The sequence below is a fragment of the Bacillus sp. NTK071 genome (assembly GCF_017303315.1).
Classification (GTDB): Bacteria; Bacillota; Bacilli; order Bacillales; family Guptibacillaceae; genus Guptibacillus.
The window spans coordinates 210,132-225,829 of the sequence record NZ_JAFKOI010000005.1 but is presented as its reverse complement, the minus strand read 5'-3'; the positions used below and the strand labels follow the sequence as shown (position 1 = coordinate 225,829).

The 15,698-nt window shown below is 39.6% G+C and carries 15 protein-coding genes and 1 pseudogene; 14 read left to right on the top strand and 2 right to left on the bottom strand.

The genetic code is table 11. From position 1 onward, the window contains the following. Both JI666_RS11350 and JI666_RS11345 read left to right on the top strand, forming a co-directional pair. Positions 1–1,571: hypothetical protein (locus tag JI666_RS11350; protein WP_206891785.1), on the top strand; the 1,571-nt coding region annotated here is incomplete at its 5' end. A gap of 109 nt (positions 1,572–1,680) precedes the next feature. Beyond that, positions 1,681–2,381, top strand: a pseudogene (locus tag JI666_RS11345) (DsbA family oxidoreductase). Positions 2,382–2,420: 39 nt separating this feature from the next. Here JI666_RS11345 and yvfG read toward each other — a convergent pair. Together yvfG and JI666_RS11335 are read right to left on the bottom strand one after the other, a co-directional pair. Next, the gene (gene yvfG / locus JI666_RS11340; protein ID WP_206891784.1) at positions 2,421–2,642 is read right to left on the bottom strand and encodes a protein YvfG; all 222 of its coding nucleotides are present in this window, start codon (positions 2,640–2,642) and stop codon (positions 2,421–2,423) included. Between the two features lie 251 nt (positions 2,643–2,893). Further along, positions 2,894–3,565, bottom strand: a complete 672-nt coding sequence (locus JI666_RS11335) for a B3/B4 domain-containing protein (RefSeq protein WP_206891783.1) — start codon at positions 3,563–3,565, stop codon at positions 2,894–2,896. Positions 3,566–3,646: 81 nt separating this feature from the next. On the opposite strand from JI666_RS11335, the gene JI666_RS11330 reads away from it, so the two are divergent. The 12 genes from JI666_RS11330 to JI666_RS11275 all read left to right on the top strand — a co-directional run bounded on the left by JI666_RS11330 (position 3,647) and on the right by JI666_RS11275 (position 15,603). Then, positions 3,647–5,347 carry an ABC-ATPase domain-containing protein gene (locus JI666_RS11330; RefSeq protein ID WP_206891782.1) on the top strand — a complete coding sequence of 567 codons (1,701 nt, stop codon included), beginning with the start codon at positions 3,647–3,649 and terminating at the stop codon, positions 5,345–5,347. Positions 5,348–5,381: 34 nt separating this feature from the next. Beyond that, positions 5,382–6,521 (top strand): tRNA epoxyqueuosine(34) reductase QueG, encoded by a 1,140-nt coding sequence (queG, locus tag JI666_RS11325; RefSeq protein WP_206891781.1) that lies wholly within the window; start codon positions 5,382–5,384, stop codon positions 6,519–6,521. A gap of 65 nt (positions 6,522–6,586) precedes the next feature. Continuing rightward, positions 6,587–7,123, top strand: a complete 537-nt coding sequence (locus tag JI666_RS11320) for a methylated-DNA--[protein]-cysteine S-methyltransferase (protein ID WP_211201490.1) — start codon at positions 6,587–6,589, stop codon at positions 7,121–7,123. Positions 7,124–7,278: 155 nt separating this feature from the next. After that, the gene (locus JI666_RS11315) at positions 7,279–8,169 is read left to right on the top strand and encodes an amidase domain-containing protein (protein ID WP_206891779.1); all 891 of its coding nucleotides are present in this window, start codon (positions 7,279–7,281) and stop codon (positions 8,167–8,169) included. A 65-nt stretch (positions 8,170–8,234) separates the two neighbouring features. Further along, positions 8,235–8,708 carry a tRNA (uridine(34)/cytosine(34)/5-carboxymethylaminomethyluridine(34)-2'-O)-methyltransferase TrmL gene (gene trmL, locus JI666_RS11310; RefSeq protein ID WP_206891777.1) on the top strand — a complete coding sequence of 158 codons (474 nt, stop codon included), beginning with the start codon at positions 8,235–8,237 and terminating at the stop codon, positions 8,706–8,708. Between the two features lie 642 nt (positions 8,709–9,350). Further along, positions 9,351–9,656, top strand: a complete 306-nt coding sequence (locus tag JI666_RS11305; RefSeq protein WP_098446377.1) for an antibiotic biosynthesis monooxygenase family protein — start codon at positions 9,351–9,353, stop codon at positions 9,654–9,656. 191 nt (positions 9,657–9,847) lie between these two features. Then, positions 9,848–11,743 (top strand): ATP-dependent protease PrkA, encoded by a 1,896-nt coding sequence (gene prkA, locus JI666_RS11300; protein WP_206891771.1) that lies wholly within the window; start codon positions 9,848–9,850, stop codon positions 11,741–11,743. Between the two features lie 146 nt (positions 11,744–11,889). Next, the gene (gene lepB / locus JI666_RS11295; RefSeq protein WP_206891770.1) at positions 11,890–12,447 is read left to right on the top strand and encodes a signal peptidase I; all 558 of its coding nucleotides are present in this window, start codon (positions 11,890–11,892) and stop codon (positions 12,445–12,447) included. 57 nt (positions 12,448–12,504) lie between these two features. Next, entirely contained in the window at positions 12,505–12,672 is a 168-nt protein-coding gene (locus JI666_RS11290; RefSeq protein WP_206891837.1) for a hypothetical protein, read from the top strand. A gap of 290 nt (positions 12,673–12,962) precedes the next feature. Beyond that, on the top strand, positions 12,963–14,132 hold the full coding sequence (gene yhbH / locus JI666_RS11285) for a sporulation protein YhbH (protein ID WP_206891769.1): 1,170 nt from the start codon (positions 12,963–12,965) through the stop codon (positions 14,130–14,132). 87 nt (positions 14,133–14,219) lie between these two features. After that, entirely contained in the window at positions 14,220–15,089 is an 870-nt protein-coding gene (locus JI666_RS11280) for a ComEC/Rec2 family competence protein (protein WP_206891768.1), read from the top strand. Positions 15,090–15,165: 76 nt separating this feature from the next. Next, positions 15,166–15,603 (top strand): CBS domain-containing protein, encoded by a 438-nt coding sequence (locus JI666_RS11275; protein ID WP_206891767.1) that lies wholly within the window; start codon positions 15,166–15,168, stop codon positions 15,601–15,603. Positions 15,604–15,698 lie beyond the last annotated feature (95 nt).

The window sequence follows — 15,698 nt, the reverse complement described above, 5'->3', positions numbered from 1 at the left end:
CTACAGGACCAACTGGAACAACGGGACCAACCGGACCAACTGGAGCAACCGGAGCGACTGGAGATACAGGAACAACTGGGGCAACGGGAACAACCGGAGCAACTGGAGTAACCGGAGCAACCGGGACAGCCGGAACAACTGGACCCACAGGAGCAACCGGAACGCCAGGTGTAACCGGGGCAACTGGATCAACGGGAGCGACCGGAGCAACAGGACCAACTGGGGCAACCGGAGCGACTGGAACAACAGGTTCAAGTGGAGCTACGGGCCCAACAGTTGTTAATGTTGAAAGAGTGGCATTTGTAGATGATGTTTTTGGCAATGATTCAACTGGGGTTGTTCAAGATGAAACTAAACCTTTTAAAACGATTGCGAGCGCTTTTACGGCCATTAATGGAGTATCTGGTACAAGAAATAGTAATAACAGGTGGAAGGTTCAAATTCGACCTGGTTTGTACGCGTCTGAACCATCCAATTCAATTACAACTCTAGATTTTATTGATCTATATGGTTCAGGATCTTCGACAGTTTTACCTGTTTCAATCAATGTAAGAGGTGGTCCGTTAACCATTTCTGATGTCTCTATCGTACCGCCTAAAACTGTTAGTACACCAATACAAATTTCATCGTCAGTTACTTTTAGGGAAGCAGATATTACTTATTTAGGACCAGGAGATGGAAATAGCGCTACTTTGATTACATTGAGTGCTGGAGGAGCTGCCAATTTTATAAATACTGCTCTTACTATTACAAATAATCCTGGCTCTGCAGTGCTAATAGGTCTTGATACGACAGCCGGATCTTACAATCTCTTTATGGATGGTATTCGTGCCAATGTTACGGGTAGTAACCTTGCACAAATAGTAAATCGTCCTATAAGTGTAGCGAACGGTAATTATGCTCTAACCTTTCTAAATAGTAACTTCGGAGTTCTTTTTACCACAACAGCTGCAAACGAAGTTTTATATTCAATTCAGGGGACGGTAAACAGCATGGTGTCCGTTACTGAAAGTTGTAATTATTTAATTTCTTATAGTAATGCAAATACGCTTACTGGAACGATAACTGTTGTTAATGCTGATTTACCAATAGGTTCTAGATTCGACTTAAGACATTCAGGATTTCGTTTATCGGGGCCAGGAACTTTAAATAACTTTATTTCAGCGAATGCTACAACTTCGAATACTGTATCTCTCATTAGTAACCACTGGGCAAATGTTTTTCCTAAACCACCTGAGGGTGTTTCTTCGCAGTCGATCAACCGCATTAACTATAGTGGCCTTGGTACATTAGACATTTCGGGTGGAATTCAGCTTAATATTAGATCAGTATCGGAAAACACGTTAGTTGGCGATAATGATTTTGCAATTATTGCAACTGGAAATACGTCTGTAACTCTTCCTCAACCTAGTAATCGTTACTTTGGTAAAGCTGTTGTGGTGAGAAACAATGGATCAGGAACTGTAACTGTCAATGCTTTTGGCGTAGGAGGAATCGCCACACTCTCTGCAGGCACGGTTATTATTGTTCAATGTGATGCTACAAGCTGGTATATCATTTCTTCATCTTAGAGTTAAAAATATGGCTGCATCCCTTGCTTTTATCATAATCTTGATTACATGCATTTTATCTTATATTAATGTTAAGATAACTGTAATCTTTATGGAAAAGAGTGATACGATGCAAGTTGAAATTTGGTCTGATTTCGTATGTCCATTTTGTTATATAGGAAAAAGACGTCTTGAGAATGCACTTAGTAGCTTTCCACAAAAAGATCAGGTAGAGGTTATCTTCAAAAGTTTTGAACTTGATCCGAATGCTAAAAATCGAATGGAGAAAGCATGGCGGAGCTACTCTCAGCGAAGTATAATGTGAGCTTAGAGCAGGCTCACGGTATGTGCGAGAATATGAGACAGCAGGCAGCTGGAGAGGATCTAACGTATGACTTCGATAAGATGATCCCTACTAATTCGTTCGATGCTCATCGTCTTGTGCATTATGCGAAAGAGATTGGTAAAAGCAACGAAATGTCAGAGCGTATATTCTATGCTTTCTTTACTGAATCTAGAAATATTGGTGACCATGAAACCCTAGCGTCGCTTGGTGATGAACTTGGGTTAGATGGTACTGATATTAAGCGTATGTTGGGTACCGACGAGTTTAGTAAAGAAGTACGTAATGATGAAGCAATGGGAAGCCAGCTAGGCATTCAGGGAGTCCCGTTCTTTGTATTTGATGGTAAATATGCCGTATCAGGTGCTCAGCCTGTAGAGATGTTTGAACAGGCGCTTGCTAAGGCTTGGGGAGAAGGGAATAAACTTGAGGTTGTTGGTGGCGATGCAGATTCATGCACAGCTGATTCTTGTGATTTTCCAAAATAAGCATGTAAAAAGCTCTCTTATTGAAAAGAGAGCTTTTTCTTATGCTTCGGTATTTTCTTGTTTAATCGTTTTGTATGCCGAATCTAGATTACGAATGCGACGAACGATTTCTGAGTTTTTATTCAAGTTGTCGTAAATCATAGAGGAAACAACTGAGCGGTAATAGCTGTTCATCGCTTCTAATTTTGAAAAAACGTCGCTATTCTTTTGTATGTACTGACGAAAGTTCTCTTCAAAAAAAGGTGTTGAAAATGGTTCCATATAGTTGCTCCTTTCTACTTGTCTCTCTGCTTGATTATAGGGGGTGTTTTGTTTAATCGTCAAACCGGAATGGTGCTAATCGAATCGATTTGTAAGTGAGATGTAAAGAAATTATAAATATCTATTGTTTATTGTTATTGTTCTGTGGTATTCTAACTACATCAGCGAGGAATGTAGAAATTCCTCGAATTTTCACCATTTACCCAACGCAGTGTTTCGTTATATTAACGAAGCGTTGCGTTTTTTTATTTTCAACGATCGATAACACCATATTGGAAACGACCACCGTGAATCTGGTTAAACATTTCTGCTGAAGCTTTTACGAGTTTCTCTGCTTCAATGGTAGGTAATGATGGTTGTATATAGAAAAGCTGGATTGCGTTTTGTGTCTCCTCTGTTACAACTGTTCGTTTTGAGTCAACGATCGGACTACCAAAAGGACCAACACCATCGCTCGAGATAAGCTTATTGTTAAATGTTACAATACGTCCGTTCAAACCTTCATATGAGTGAGACTCATCCCCAATATGAATCGTTATAGCTCCTTCTACCTGATCCAGATCATATATACCAATTGGTATTTTGTATTGAAGTGAAAGAAGATTATTGATATCAGCAGCAGAATGAATGAGTGGCAATGGTGTGCCTTTTTTTAATCGACGCAAAAGTGCTTCTGAAGAAGGACGATACCGAGAAGGGTCTGTTCCAATCCGTTTGAATGTGGAGCGCCATTCTGCAACAGCGTTGAATGTATTTAAGTCTGTTTCTTCGAGATCCATCATCATGGTTTCTTGATAGAATTGATAGCGCCCGCGTACCATTTGCGGTGAATTTTCAACCACGATATCATGATAAGTAGCGTACCCAATTTTAAAATCCGGAAGTGTATCAGCGATAATTGGAGAGAATGATAACTGTGTCATGACGTTTTCCTCCGATCTATACATTTTTCGTTCATTTTATCACATACAAGGAAACGAAGCTTACAAGGAGGTTTTCCTCAAATGAAAGAACTTAAAAGCAAATTAGATAAAATAGATGGAAAAGGATATAAGGCATATAAAGACATTAGGGGCAGCTATTCATTCGCTGATTATACCCTTTCAATTGATTATGTGCAGGGAGATCCATTTGCAAGTCCTTCTAGAATTAGAATAATCATACCTCGTCATAAGACTATTATAGATCCAGAATGTGACCTAACGACAGTTAGAAGAATTCGATCAGAAGACGAGATCGCAAGAAAGGTAGCTTTTGCGATACAGAAACAAAAGAGGAGGGCGAAAGGTACTGGAAAAAGCGGTCTTATCTCTATTGATGAACCCGGCCAAAAAGTAATCGAACGCTCAGCTGTGACTATTACCGAAGATAAAGTTACGATTTGCTTATCTATTGGTCTACCAGCACAGGGAAGGCGTGTCCTTGGGAAACAGGCTCAACAGATGTTGTTTCATCAGTTGCAAGAGACGGTGAGTAACTCTGTATTTTCATTAAATAAAGAGGAAGTAACGAAGGCGCTCTACTTGGCTGATCAGCAACATGCCATTAGGGAGCATTTAGTAGACAATGGCTATGTATCCTTCATCGCAAATGGTGCTGTATTACCTCGTGAGAGTGGAATTAGCGATCGCCCTATGACAAATCGCGCTGTTGCGTTTCAATCACCAAATCAAATGGAAGTAGAACTCACTCTCCCACATCGAGAAAAGCCAATTAAGGGGCTGGCGATTAAGGAAGGGATAACATTAATCGTTGGTGGTGGTTACCATGGTAAGAGTACCCTCTTGCGTGCAATGGAACACGGCGTATATGATCATATTGCAGGAGACGGAAGAGAATATGTGATCTCGAATGAACATGCTATGAAGATTCGTTCTGAAGATGGTCGTAAAGTAACGGGTGTTGATATCTCCCCGTTCATACAAAATCTTCCATACGGTAAAGATACAAGCTCATTTACTTCAGAAAATGCTAGTGGTAGTACATCACAGGCTGCTAATATTGTTGAAGCCATTGAATCGGGTTCTAAAACCCTTTTTATTGATGAAGATACAAGTGCAACGAATTTCATGATTCGCGATTTTCGTATGCAGCAATTAGTTGCTAAAGAAAAGGAACCGATTACGCCCTTTATTGATCGAGTAAAACAGCTTTTAACAGATTACGGAATTTCAACTGTTCTTGTTATGGGAGGATCAGGTGATTATTTCGATGTAGCTGACAATGTAATCCTAATGGAAAATTACTTACCTTATGATGTAACAGACGAAGCCAAAAAAATTTCACATGAGAACTCTTACACTCGTAATCAAGAGGGTGGCGAGCGGTTTGGTGAAATGAGAAGAAGGATTCCAGCAGGGGCAAGTTTGAACAGTCAGAAGGGTAAGAAATCCAAGGTTTCCGCGAAAGGATTGCACCACATCTTATACGGGAATACCGATCTATTATTGCATCAGGTAGAACAACTCGTAGATCCAAGTCAAACGCGCTTAGCAGCTGATGTGCTTCATTACCTTGAGAGAAACAACTTACTTGGAGAGCATACAATTCCTGAATTACTTGATCTCATAGAAGATAGGATGAATAAAGAAGGCATTGGAGCTTTTTCCTTATTTCAAAATCAACACCCTGGAGACGTTGCTCGTATTAGAAGATCTGATATGGCAGCAGTTCTGAATAGACTTCGTACGTTAAGGATCATGTAAAGTATGTAAATGAGGAAAGAAAGGAGGGAGAAAAATGAAAAACGCACAGTTAAAGTCAGATATTGTAGCATACAGTAAAACCATAGGGATTGATAAAATAGGTTTTGCAGCAGCTGATCCCTTTAAGTCACTTAAAGAGCGATTAAAACGTCAGCAGGATCTCGGGTATCAGTCAGGGTTTGAAGAATCAGATATTGAAAAACGCACTGAACCAGAACTATTGCTTAATGGTGCTACAACAATTATATCAATCGCAATTGCTTACCCATCTAGAATGAAGGAAAGTCCAAGAAGTAAGCGAGGGGAGCGAAGAGGTTTGTTCTGTCGCGCTTCCTGGGGTGTCGATTATCACCATGTGCTTAGAGAGAAACTCTCCCTTCTAGATGAATATATTAAATCAAAGGTCCCTGAAGCGAGCACAAGTTCAATGGTAGACACAGGAGAACTTTCTGATAGAGCTGTTGCAGAAAGAGCAGGCATTGGATTTAGTGCTAAGAATACAATGACAATAACCGAGGAATTTGGTTCATGGGTTTACCTTGGTGAAATGATTACGGATCTTTATTTGGAGCCGGATGAACCGGTAGAGGAGGGGTGTGGAGACTGTAATATTTGCGTTGATGCATGTCCAACAGGAGCGCTAATTGAAGGAGGACAGCTCGATGCTAACAAGTGTATTGCATTTCTCACTCAAACAAAAGGATTCCTTCCAGATGAATATCGCGCAAAACTTGGCAACCGACTATATGGTTGTGACACATGTCAGCTTGTCTGTCCTAAAAATAAAGGCAAAGATTTTCATCATCATCCAGAACTCGAACCAGATCCTGAAGTGGTTAAACCGAAGTTAATACCGCTACTCACGATGAGTAACCGTGAATTCAAAGAGAAATTTGGAAACGCAGCTGGGTCGTGGAGAGGAAAGAAACCGATTCAACGAAATGCTATTCTAGCTCTTGCTCATTATAAGGATGAATCAGCTGTTGATACATTGATTGAATTGATGGAAAACGATCCACGTCCTGTTATTCGTGGAACTTCAGCATGGGCATTAGGGAAAATTGGTGGAAATAGGGCTTATGATGCTCTTTATAAAGAGCAAATGCGAGAAAAAGACAAGGATGCAGCTGATGAGATAGCTAAAGGGCTATCAATGCTTGAAAATAAGGTTTAATGCCGATGGTCAAACATTAACATGCGTTGTAAGATAGTGAAAAATGTACAAAAAGAAGGGATAGTATGGAGAAACAAGTGGTTCATTATGGGGAGTTTCAATCGCCAATCGGTATGATAACGATATTTACTAGTCCTGCGGGTGTTAGTAGGGTTGATTTTGGTTGTGCGGATGATGTACTACCTGCAGTTGAAACGTGGTATAAAAAGCATCACGTGATAGCGGACCTTGTTTTCAATCCTGAAATGATTGAACCCATAACCATGCAATTAGAGGAATACTTCAATGGGAAAAGAAGATTCTTTGATCTTAAGCTTGATATGATTGGAACGATTTTTCAACAGAAAGTATGGAACAACCTTACTGAAATCCCATATGGTGAAACCCGATCTTATAAAGATGTCGCTGTTAACATTTCTGCACCAAAAGCTGTTCGCGCAATTGGTTCAGCTAATAATCGTAATCCATTACCCATCATTGTACCCTGCCATCGAGTAATTGGTAGCAATGGAGCTTTAGTAGGTTACGGCGGTGGCGTTGATAAGAAAGAATATTTGTTATCGCTTGAACAGCAGAATTCGTTACATGTAGCACTACCATAGTTTTTTAAGCCAGCTTTCCTCTTTTCTTACAAAGAGGAAAGCTGGCTTTTTACTTTTTTATAGCTTCGTCTTCTTTTGCCTCACTTGATAGTAGCGATAACTCTAAGGCATGTGTTTGTAATCCACGTCATAAAGTGCGATGAGGGGGGACGCACATGGGGTGGGGTGACCAGGTTAAAACATTTTGGGAAGAGCAAGCTACGAGCTTACTAAATAGAACAGATCATTCTAGGTTAGGAACAAGGCCAGCAGAGGAAGAAGAAGCTGCAGCAAGATATATGAATCAATGTAACGAAAGAGGAGCAACTGTTATTCGTATCAAAAACCGTGGGATTCTACTTGGGAAAAAGAATCTTGTTCATACTCAAATTTACGATTATCTATTGCATCATCAATACCTTATTAAGCAGGGGAATAAAATTTATCAGGAAGAACGAGTAGAAAAAAGGCTAGCAAAGATGGAAGACGGCGCACTAGTCCTCGATCGATCAGTTGAAACGGAAGGGAATATGATTGAAGAAAATATTGAAGGTAGTGGTAATTCTGTAAGTCGTTCAAAAGGTTCATATTATGATCGTCTTTCAGCTGTGAAATATGCTGAGCGGTGGTGGGATGATTACAATCCTGCTTATAAGGGTTTTGATGTTGATTGTACAAATTTCATTTCTCAATGTCTTTATGCTGGAAAGGCTCCGATGCGTGGATATCCAGATCGTACAAAAGGATGGTGGATGCAAGGGAAAAGTTGGAGTTATTCATGGACAGTTGCTCATGCACTCCGCTGGCATTTAAGTGGCTCTAAAAGTGGGCTAAGGGCTCGGGAAGTATCTCAGGCTGATGATCTAGTCCCAGGTGATGTGATCTGCTATGATTTCGATGGAGATGGGCGCTTTGAACATACTACATTCGTAGTGGATCAGGATGAGAAAGGGCATCCACTTGTGAATGCTCATACAATGAACAGCCGCTTACGCTACTGGGCATACGAAGACTCGACTGCATGGACTCCGGATATTAAGTATAAGTTTTTTCATATAGAGGATTAGTGTATTCCATCTTCCTTATTAAAACATGCTATAATAGATATGTTTTGATGTGGAGGTGAATGAATATGTCTTTAAATATCGTCCTTTTTCAGCCAGAAATTCCTGCTAATACTGGCAATATTGCTCGTACATGTGCAGCAACAAATACAAGTTTACATTTAATTCGTCCACTTGGATTCTCAACAGATGATAAAATGCTTAAACGTGCTGGATTGGATTACTGGCAATATGCTGATGTGCATTATTATGATTCCCTTAATGAGTTCTTTGAGAAGAATCCTAATGGGGATTATTACTATATTACGAAATATGGTACAAACACGCACACTGACTTCGATTACTCTGAACAGGACAAAAACACATACTTTGTTTTTGGAAGAGAAACAAACGGTCTGCCAGATGATTTGATTCAGAATAATAAAGAGCGTTGTCTGCGTCTTCCAATGACTGAGCATGTACGCGCGCTTAACCTTTCAAATACAGCAGCCATTATGGTGTATGAAGCTCTTAGGCAGCGGAATTATCCTAACATGGACTAAAAAAGAACGACCTCAAATGAGGTCGTTCTTTTTGGTGGATCACTTTGATATGTCATTCTTTCACCAATGGTTTAGTTCAAGAGCTCCAATATCTCCGTTTCTAAACGCTCGTCTCCGCTTTTCTAGTCCAGCTGCAGTGGGCAGACCCTCGGTCACTTCACCATCAAACTCGAACACAAAGACCGTGTTCAATTTTGATGGTTCCAGTGCCTGTCGGGTCTAAACGCCCACTTCCGCTTTTCTAGTCCAGCTGCAGTGGCCAGGTCCTCGATCGCTTCACCCCACCATCCGAACACAAAGACCGTGTTCAAATTGTGGGGCTCCAGCGCTTGTCGGACCTAAACGGCCACTTCCGCTTTTCGGGTTTACCGACTTCCTTTTTTGGTTTTGCTTGGTCGGTCGTTGTAGCCGGCTGTAAAGATGGCTGCAAGGAAAGCTAAGATTACTACTAAAATACCTAGGAAACTCATGGTCTCATCCTCCTCAGGTAAAATTGTGTCCAAATCTACCTCTCATTATAAACCAAGTTCTTTATGCTGTGAATGTTTTGAGGGTAATTCTTCGAGTGTGGAGTAGATACAATTGGAAAAAAACGTTGTAATCCTATACGATAGAGAAAGAATGGCAAAGGAGGATTTACTTATGTATGTTGTAATGAACGAATTAAAAGTACCTGATGAAGCAAAAGACATGATGAAGCAGCGTTTTGGTAAAAGTGCTGAAAGTATGAAAAATGTTGAAGGTTGTTTGGAATTTATGTTCCTTGAACAGTCTGCTGAGAATGGTAAGCTTATTGTTTTTACTAAATGGGAGAATGAAGAAGCTTATCAAAACTGGGTGCATTCAGATTCTTTCAAAAATGCTCATAAAGAAAAGCGTGAATCCAAAGAGAAGTCCCCTGCAACAGGGAATGAATTAAGTGAATTTACAGTTGTCTATCATACGTGAAAAATGGAACCGGTCCTACCGGTTCTTTTTTTTGTTCTATTGCTTTTCATTAAACTAATATACTCAGAATGAATTATGTTAGACAGAGGCTTACTTTATTGAGACTTAAGCGAAAAGAAAGCCGAATGTTATAGGACATCCCCGCATAACATGTATTAAATCCGATGAATCAAACTTGGAGGGGGCTCTTAATGGATATCTTACGCAAAATCCAGCAGCATCGAGAAGAAGAGAGGCGGCTGAAGTGGGAAGGAACCTTCAGTGAGTACTTAGAAATTATCCGGGAACGACCTGAAGTAGCGCAGTCAGCTCATTCACGTGTTTATAATATGATAAAAGATGCTGGGATTGATGAAGTCGACGGCAATAGAAGTTATTCTTTCTTCTCAGAAGAACTTTATGGACTTGAGGAAGCGATTGAACGTCTGGTAGAAGAGTATTTTCACCCTGCTGCGAAAAGGTTAGATGTCAGAAAACGTATTCTCTTATTAATGGGTCCTGTTAGTGGGGGGAAATCAACATTAGTGACAGTTCTGAAAAGAGGTTTGGAGAAATATTCTCATGAAGATTCTGGTGCGGTCTATGCAATTAAAGGCTGCCCAATGCATGAAGATCCACTGCATCTTATTCCTCATCACTTAAGAGAGGAATTCCATGATGAGTATGGTATTCGTATCGAAGGAAGTCTATCGCCACTTAATGTGATGCGTCTTGAACAAGAATATGGTGGGCGTATTGAAGATGTTATGGTTGAACGAATTTTCTTTAACGAAGACAAAAGGACAGGTATTGGAACATTCAGTCCGTCTGATCCAAAATCACAGGATATTGCTGACTTAACTGGTAGCATTGACTTTTCAACAATTGCGGAATTTGGTTCAGAGTCAGACCCGAGAGCTTACCGATTCGATGGAGAATTGAACAAGGCGAACCGTGGAATGATGGAGTTCCAGGAAATGCTGAAATGTGATGAGAAGTTTCTATGGCATTTGCTCTCATTAACGCAGGAAGGAAATTTTAAAGCAGGCCGATTTGCTTTAATTTCTGCTGATGAGCTGGTAGTGGCCCATACGAACGAAGCGGAGTATCGTTCCTTTATTTCAAATAAAAAGAATGAAGCTCTCCATTCGCGTATCATCGTCATGCCTGTTCCTTATAACTTAAAAGTGAGTCAGGAAGAGCGTATCTATGAAAAAATGATTCGGGAAAGTGATGTTGCAGATGTTCATATAGCACCTCACGCTCTCCGAGTAGCTGCTATATTCTCTATTCTTACAAGATTAAAGGATACAAATCGTCAGGGCGTTGATCTTGTTAAGAAAATGCGTCTTTATGATGGGGAAATTGTAGAAGGCTTTAACCAGGTGGATGTAGATGAGCTTCATAAAGAGCATTCAGACGAAGGGATGAGCGGTATTGATCCGCGTTATGTGATCAACCGTATTTCATCTACGATTATTCGAAAAGAAGTACCATCAATCAATGCGCTTGATGTGCTCCGTTCTCTGAAAGATGGACTCGATCAACATGCTTCCATCTCCAAAGAAGATAAAGAGCGTTACATGAATTTCATATCAATTGCTCGTAAAGAATACGATGAAATTGCGAAGAAAGAAGTGCAGAAAGCATTCGTTTACTCGTATGAAGAAAGTGCGAAGACGCTTATGGATAATTATCTTGATAACGTAGAAGCATATTGCAATAAAAATAAGTTACGTGATCCGCTTACTGGAGAAGAAATGAGTCCAGATGACAAGTTGATGCGTTCCATCGAGGAGCAAATCGGAATTTCAGAGAATGCAAAGAAAGCATTCCGAGAAGAGATTCTCATTCGGATATCAGCATATGCTCGTAAAGGGAAGAAATTTGACTATAACTCGCATGAACGTCTAAGAGAGGCCATTCAAAAGAAGCTATTTGCTGATCTAAAAGATGTTGTGAAAATCACGACTTCTTCTAAGACACCAAATGAAAACCAGCTTAAGAAAATTAACGAAGTTATTGCCTGCTTGATTGATGAACATGGCTATAATTCTATTTCAGCAAATGAATTGCTCCGATATGTTGGCAGTTTGTTAAATCGATAATATAACGAGGCATACCTTAATAGGTATGCTTCTTTTTAATGAATTGAATTGTTTGTTTTGAAACCGCTATCAAAACCTTGCGTGCTTGTGCCTATGGATTATGAGTGATAGATTATACGTAAAGACGTATCGAAAAGAGGTTTAACATGAAGAAGGAACGCAGTCCGCTATGGGAATGGATTAAAGCTTTTTCTATAGCTGTCGTCCTAGCCATTGTTATACGTGAATTTCTTATCACTAACTACGTTGTTCACGGTGAGTCTATGATGCCTACGATTCAAGATGGGAATCGTTTAATTATTAATAAAATTGGATATGAAGTGTCTGAACCAGATCGGTTTGATCTTGTTGTTTTTCATGCAAATGAAAAAGAAGATTATATTAAAAGAGTAATCGGTCTTCCTGGAGATACGATTGAATATAAAAATGATGAGCTTTACATTAATGGAGATAAGATAGAAGAGAGTTATCTTGATCGATATAAAGATGACATCTTTAACGGAAATTTAACTGAGAATTTTAAGTTAGAAGATAAGACGGGGAAAGTTGAAGTGCCAGAAGGGTATTTATTTCTTATGGGAGACAATCGTCGACATAGCTATGATAGTAGACATATCGGTTTTGTTCCGATGGATCAAGTTGTAGGAAAGGTGAACCTTCGCTACTGGCCGCTTGAAAAAATCGATTTCAGTTTTCACAAATAACCTAATTGGGTTAGAAAAAACAAAATACGGGTACTGTACCTCGTGAGGTGATTCATTGTGGCAAATCGTAAAGAAAAGCCTGAAAACAGTTCGATGGCAATGGATGAGAAAGAAATGAAAGAGCTTGGTAAGGAAATGGAAGAGCTTGATACGAATGAACAAGTAAAAGAAAAAGGACACCATCCAGATCCTGAACAACATGAAAATGAAGATAGTAAAGGATAACTCCCATCAAGGGAGTTATTTTTTTGGATTCAATTCTGGTGTTTGACGTAAAACTGGTGAGAAAAATGTACAACTTTTAATTAATTATTGAAATTAGAGCGGTTAAAGCCCTATTTGTCAGAATTAATTGTCAATTATCGCTTGTATTTGCATAGGATAAAGTATACTATTCCACGCAGCCAAGGGATGTCCACATTAGGATTATGTTTTTGAACAAACATCATGAACGATCATCGATCATTGAATAAATTTCCGATAGAAATTTTATTTTTTAAGGAGGGGAATAAGGCATGAAAGACAAAGATTCCAACAATTTCGTCGTCTCTCAGGAGAATTGGTCCCTCCACCGAAAAGGCTATCAGGATCAACAACGCCATGCCGAAAAAGTTCAGGATGCTATCCAAAACAATCTCCCGGATCTCATCAGTGAAGAGAACATTATTCTTTCCAACGGTCGAGATGTCATTAAAATACCAATTCGTTCTCTTGATGAATATAAAATTCGTTACAACTATGATAAGTCAAAGCATGTTGGGCAAGGTGAAGGCGATAGTCAGGTGGGAGACGTAGTGGCACGTGATGGGTCTGGTGAAAAGAAACCAGGTGCAGGTAAGGGTGAAGGAGCAGGCGATCAACCAGGTGAAGATTATTATGAAGCAGAAGTCTCGCTTGTAGAACTGCAGGATATTCTATTCAAAGAACTTGAATTGCCGAATTTACGTGAGAAAGAAACAGCTGATGTTGTGCAGAAAAAAGTGGAGTTTAATGATATTCGAAAAACAGGTCTAATGGGTAACATCGATAAGAAACGAACGATCTTAACGGCTTATAAGCGAAATGCAATCAGCGGGAAACCTTCGATTGCTCCGATTTATCAAGATGATCTACGTTTCAAAACATGGAATGAAGAAATCAAGCGTGAGTCAAAAGCTGTTGTTCTAGCGATGATGGATACAAGTGGCTCAATGGGCAAATGGGAAAAATATATGGCAAGAAGCTTTTTCTTCTGGATGTCTCGTTTTCTAAGGTCTAAATATGAAACAGTGGAGATTGAGTTTATCGCTCATCATACAGAAGCAAAAGTCGTCACTGAAGACGATTTTTTTTCAAAAGGAGAAAGCGGTGGAACCATCTGTTCTTCTGCTTATCGAAAAGCGCTTGAGCTAATTGATGAAAAGTATTCGCCGACACGTTACAATATATATCCGTTCCATTTCTCAGATGGAGATAATTTAACATCAGACAATACACGATGTGTTAAACTAGTTAATCAAATTATGAAGGTTTCAAATATGTTTGGATACGGTGAAGTCAATGCTTATAATCGGCATTCGACGCTTATGAGCGCATATAAGAACATTCACGATCCGAAATTTAGGCATTATATTCTTAAAGAGAAAAAAGATGTATATCACGCAATGAAAAGTTTCTTTAGAAAAGAAGAAGAAGTTCGTTCTTAAAGGTTTCCCTAAATGGGAAGCTTTTTTTCTTTTAGTAAGAAAAGAAACGCACATACTAATGAGAAGAAAAGCTCTGGAGGAATTTATATGAAGTATATAGCTATATTCTTTTCTTCGCTTCTTCTTTTATTGCTAATGCCCACCAGTGCAACAGCCCAAATGAATGAGGCAGAAATTCATTTTATCGATGTTGGACAAGCGGATAGCATTCTTGTCATTCATGGAGACAAATCCATGTTAGTTGATGCAGGGGATAATGGTGACGGAGACATTGTGACAGAATATATAAAAAGAATTGGGATAGAAGAGCTGGATTACGTTGTTGCTACGCACCCACATCATGACCACATCGGGGGTATGGATGAAGTGTTGAAGGCATTTAAAGTTGGAAAACTTATTATGCCTGATGTGTCATACCCAACTTATCATTACAAAGCACTACAGCGAGTTATTAAGAAAAAGAAAATTAGTGTAATGTATGCAGAGGAAGGAAAGAAAATTAAACTTGGACAGGATGTATACGTCCACATATTGTCGCCACAAAAGCGTGCTGAATATGAGGACTTTAATGATTACAGTGCTGTTTTACGACTTCGTCACAAGCAAAATACATTTCTTCTAATGGGTGATGCCGGTGTGGAGGTTGAGAAAAATATGATGTCTTCATTAAAGAAGAAACAACTGTCTTCAGATATTTTGAAATTAGGACATCATGGGGCTGATTCAGCTACCTCAGAATTATTCCTTAATACCGTTTCGCCTGAAGCCGCTGTTATATCTGTAGGCAGAAATAATAGGTATCATTTTCCAGATACTAACGTATTGCAGAGGTTGAAGTTGCAAAACATCCCAATACTTCGAACAGACCAAATTGGTACAATTATTGCGACAAGCGATGGTAAGCATATTGTTTTTCATACAGATAACAGTTTCATTTCACAGAATAAGGAAAAATAATTGAAGAGGAAGGGGTCTACACTAGAGGGTGAAAGACGTTGTCTTTCATGTCTTACGATCTAATAAATCGGGAGGAATGCTTGTGCATAATAATCTGCAAAACCTCATGTCGAAGAATATTGTGTCTGTTTCTCCAGAGCAATCGATTCAGGAAGCAGCAGCTTTAATGAATCAATATAACATTGGTTCACTGCCTGTCATGAAAAACGGCCAGCTCTGTGGAATGGTTACCGATCGAGACATCACAACTCGAGCTACTGCTACTGGAGGCAATGCGAATTGTCAGGTGAGTCAGTGCATGTCTGACAATATCGTTTCTGCCACATCAAACATGAGTGCAGAAGAAGCGGCGGCTTTAATGGCACAGAACCAGATTCGACGCCTGCCTGTTGTAGAGAACAATCAGGTTGTCGGGATGGTATCACTTGGTGATTTCGCTACGAAGACACCAGGCCAGCAAGAAGCAGGTACTGCACTTTCTAGCATTTCTCAGAATGGAACAACTCGAGCGTAAAGACAAAGAGGCTGACGAATGTCAGTCTCTTCTATTTGATTAATCGTATGATAAAATCAGGGTAGAATGATCACTAAATAGGGTACATAAGAAAA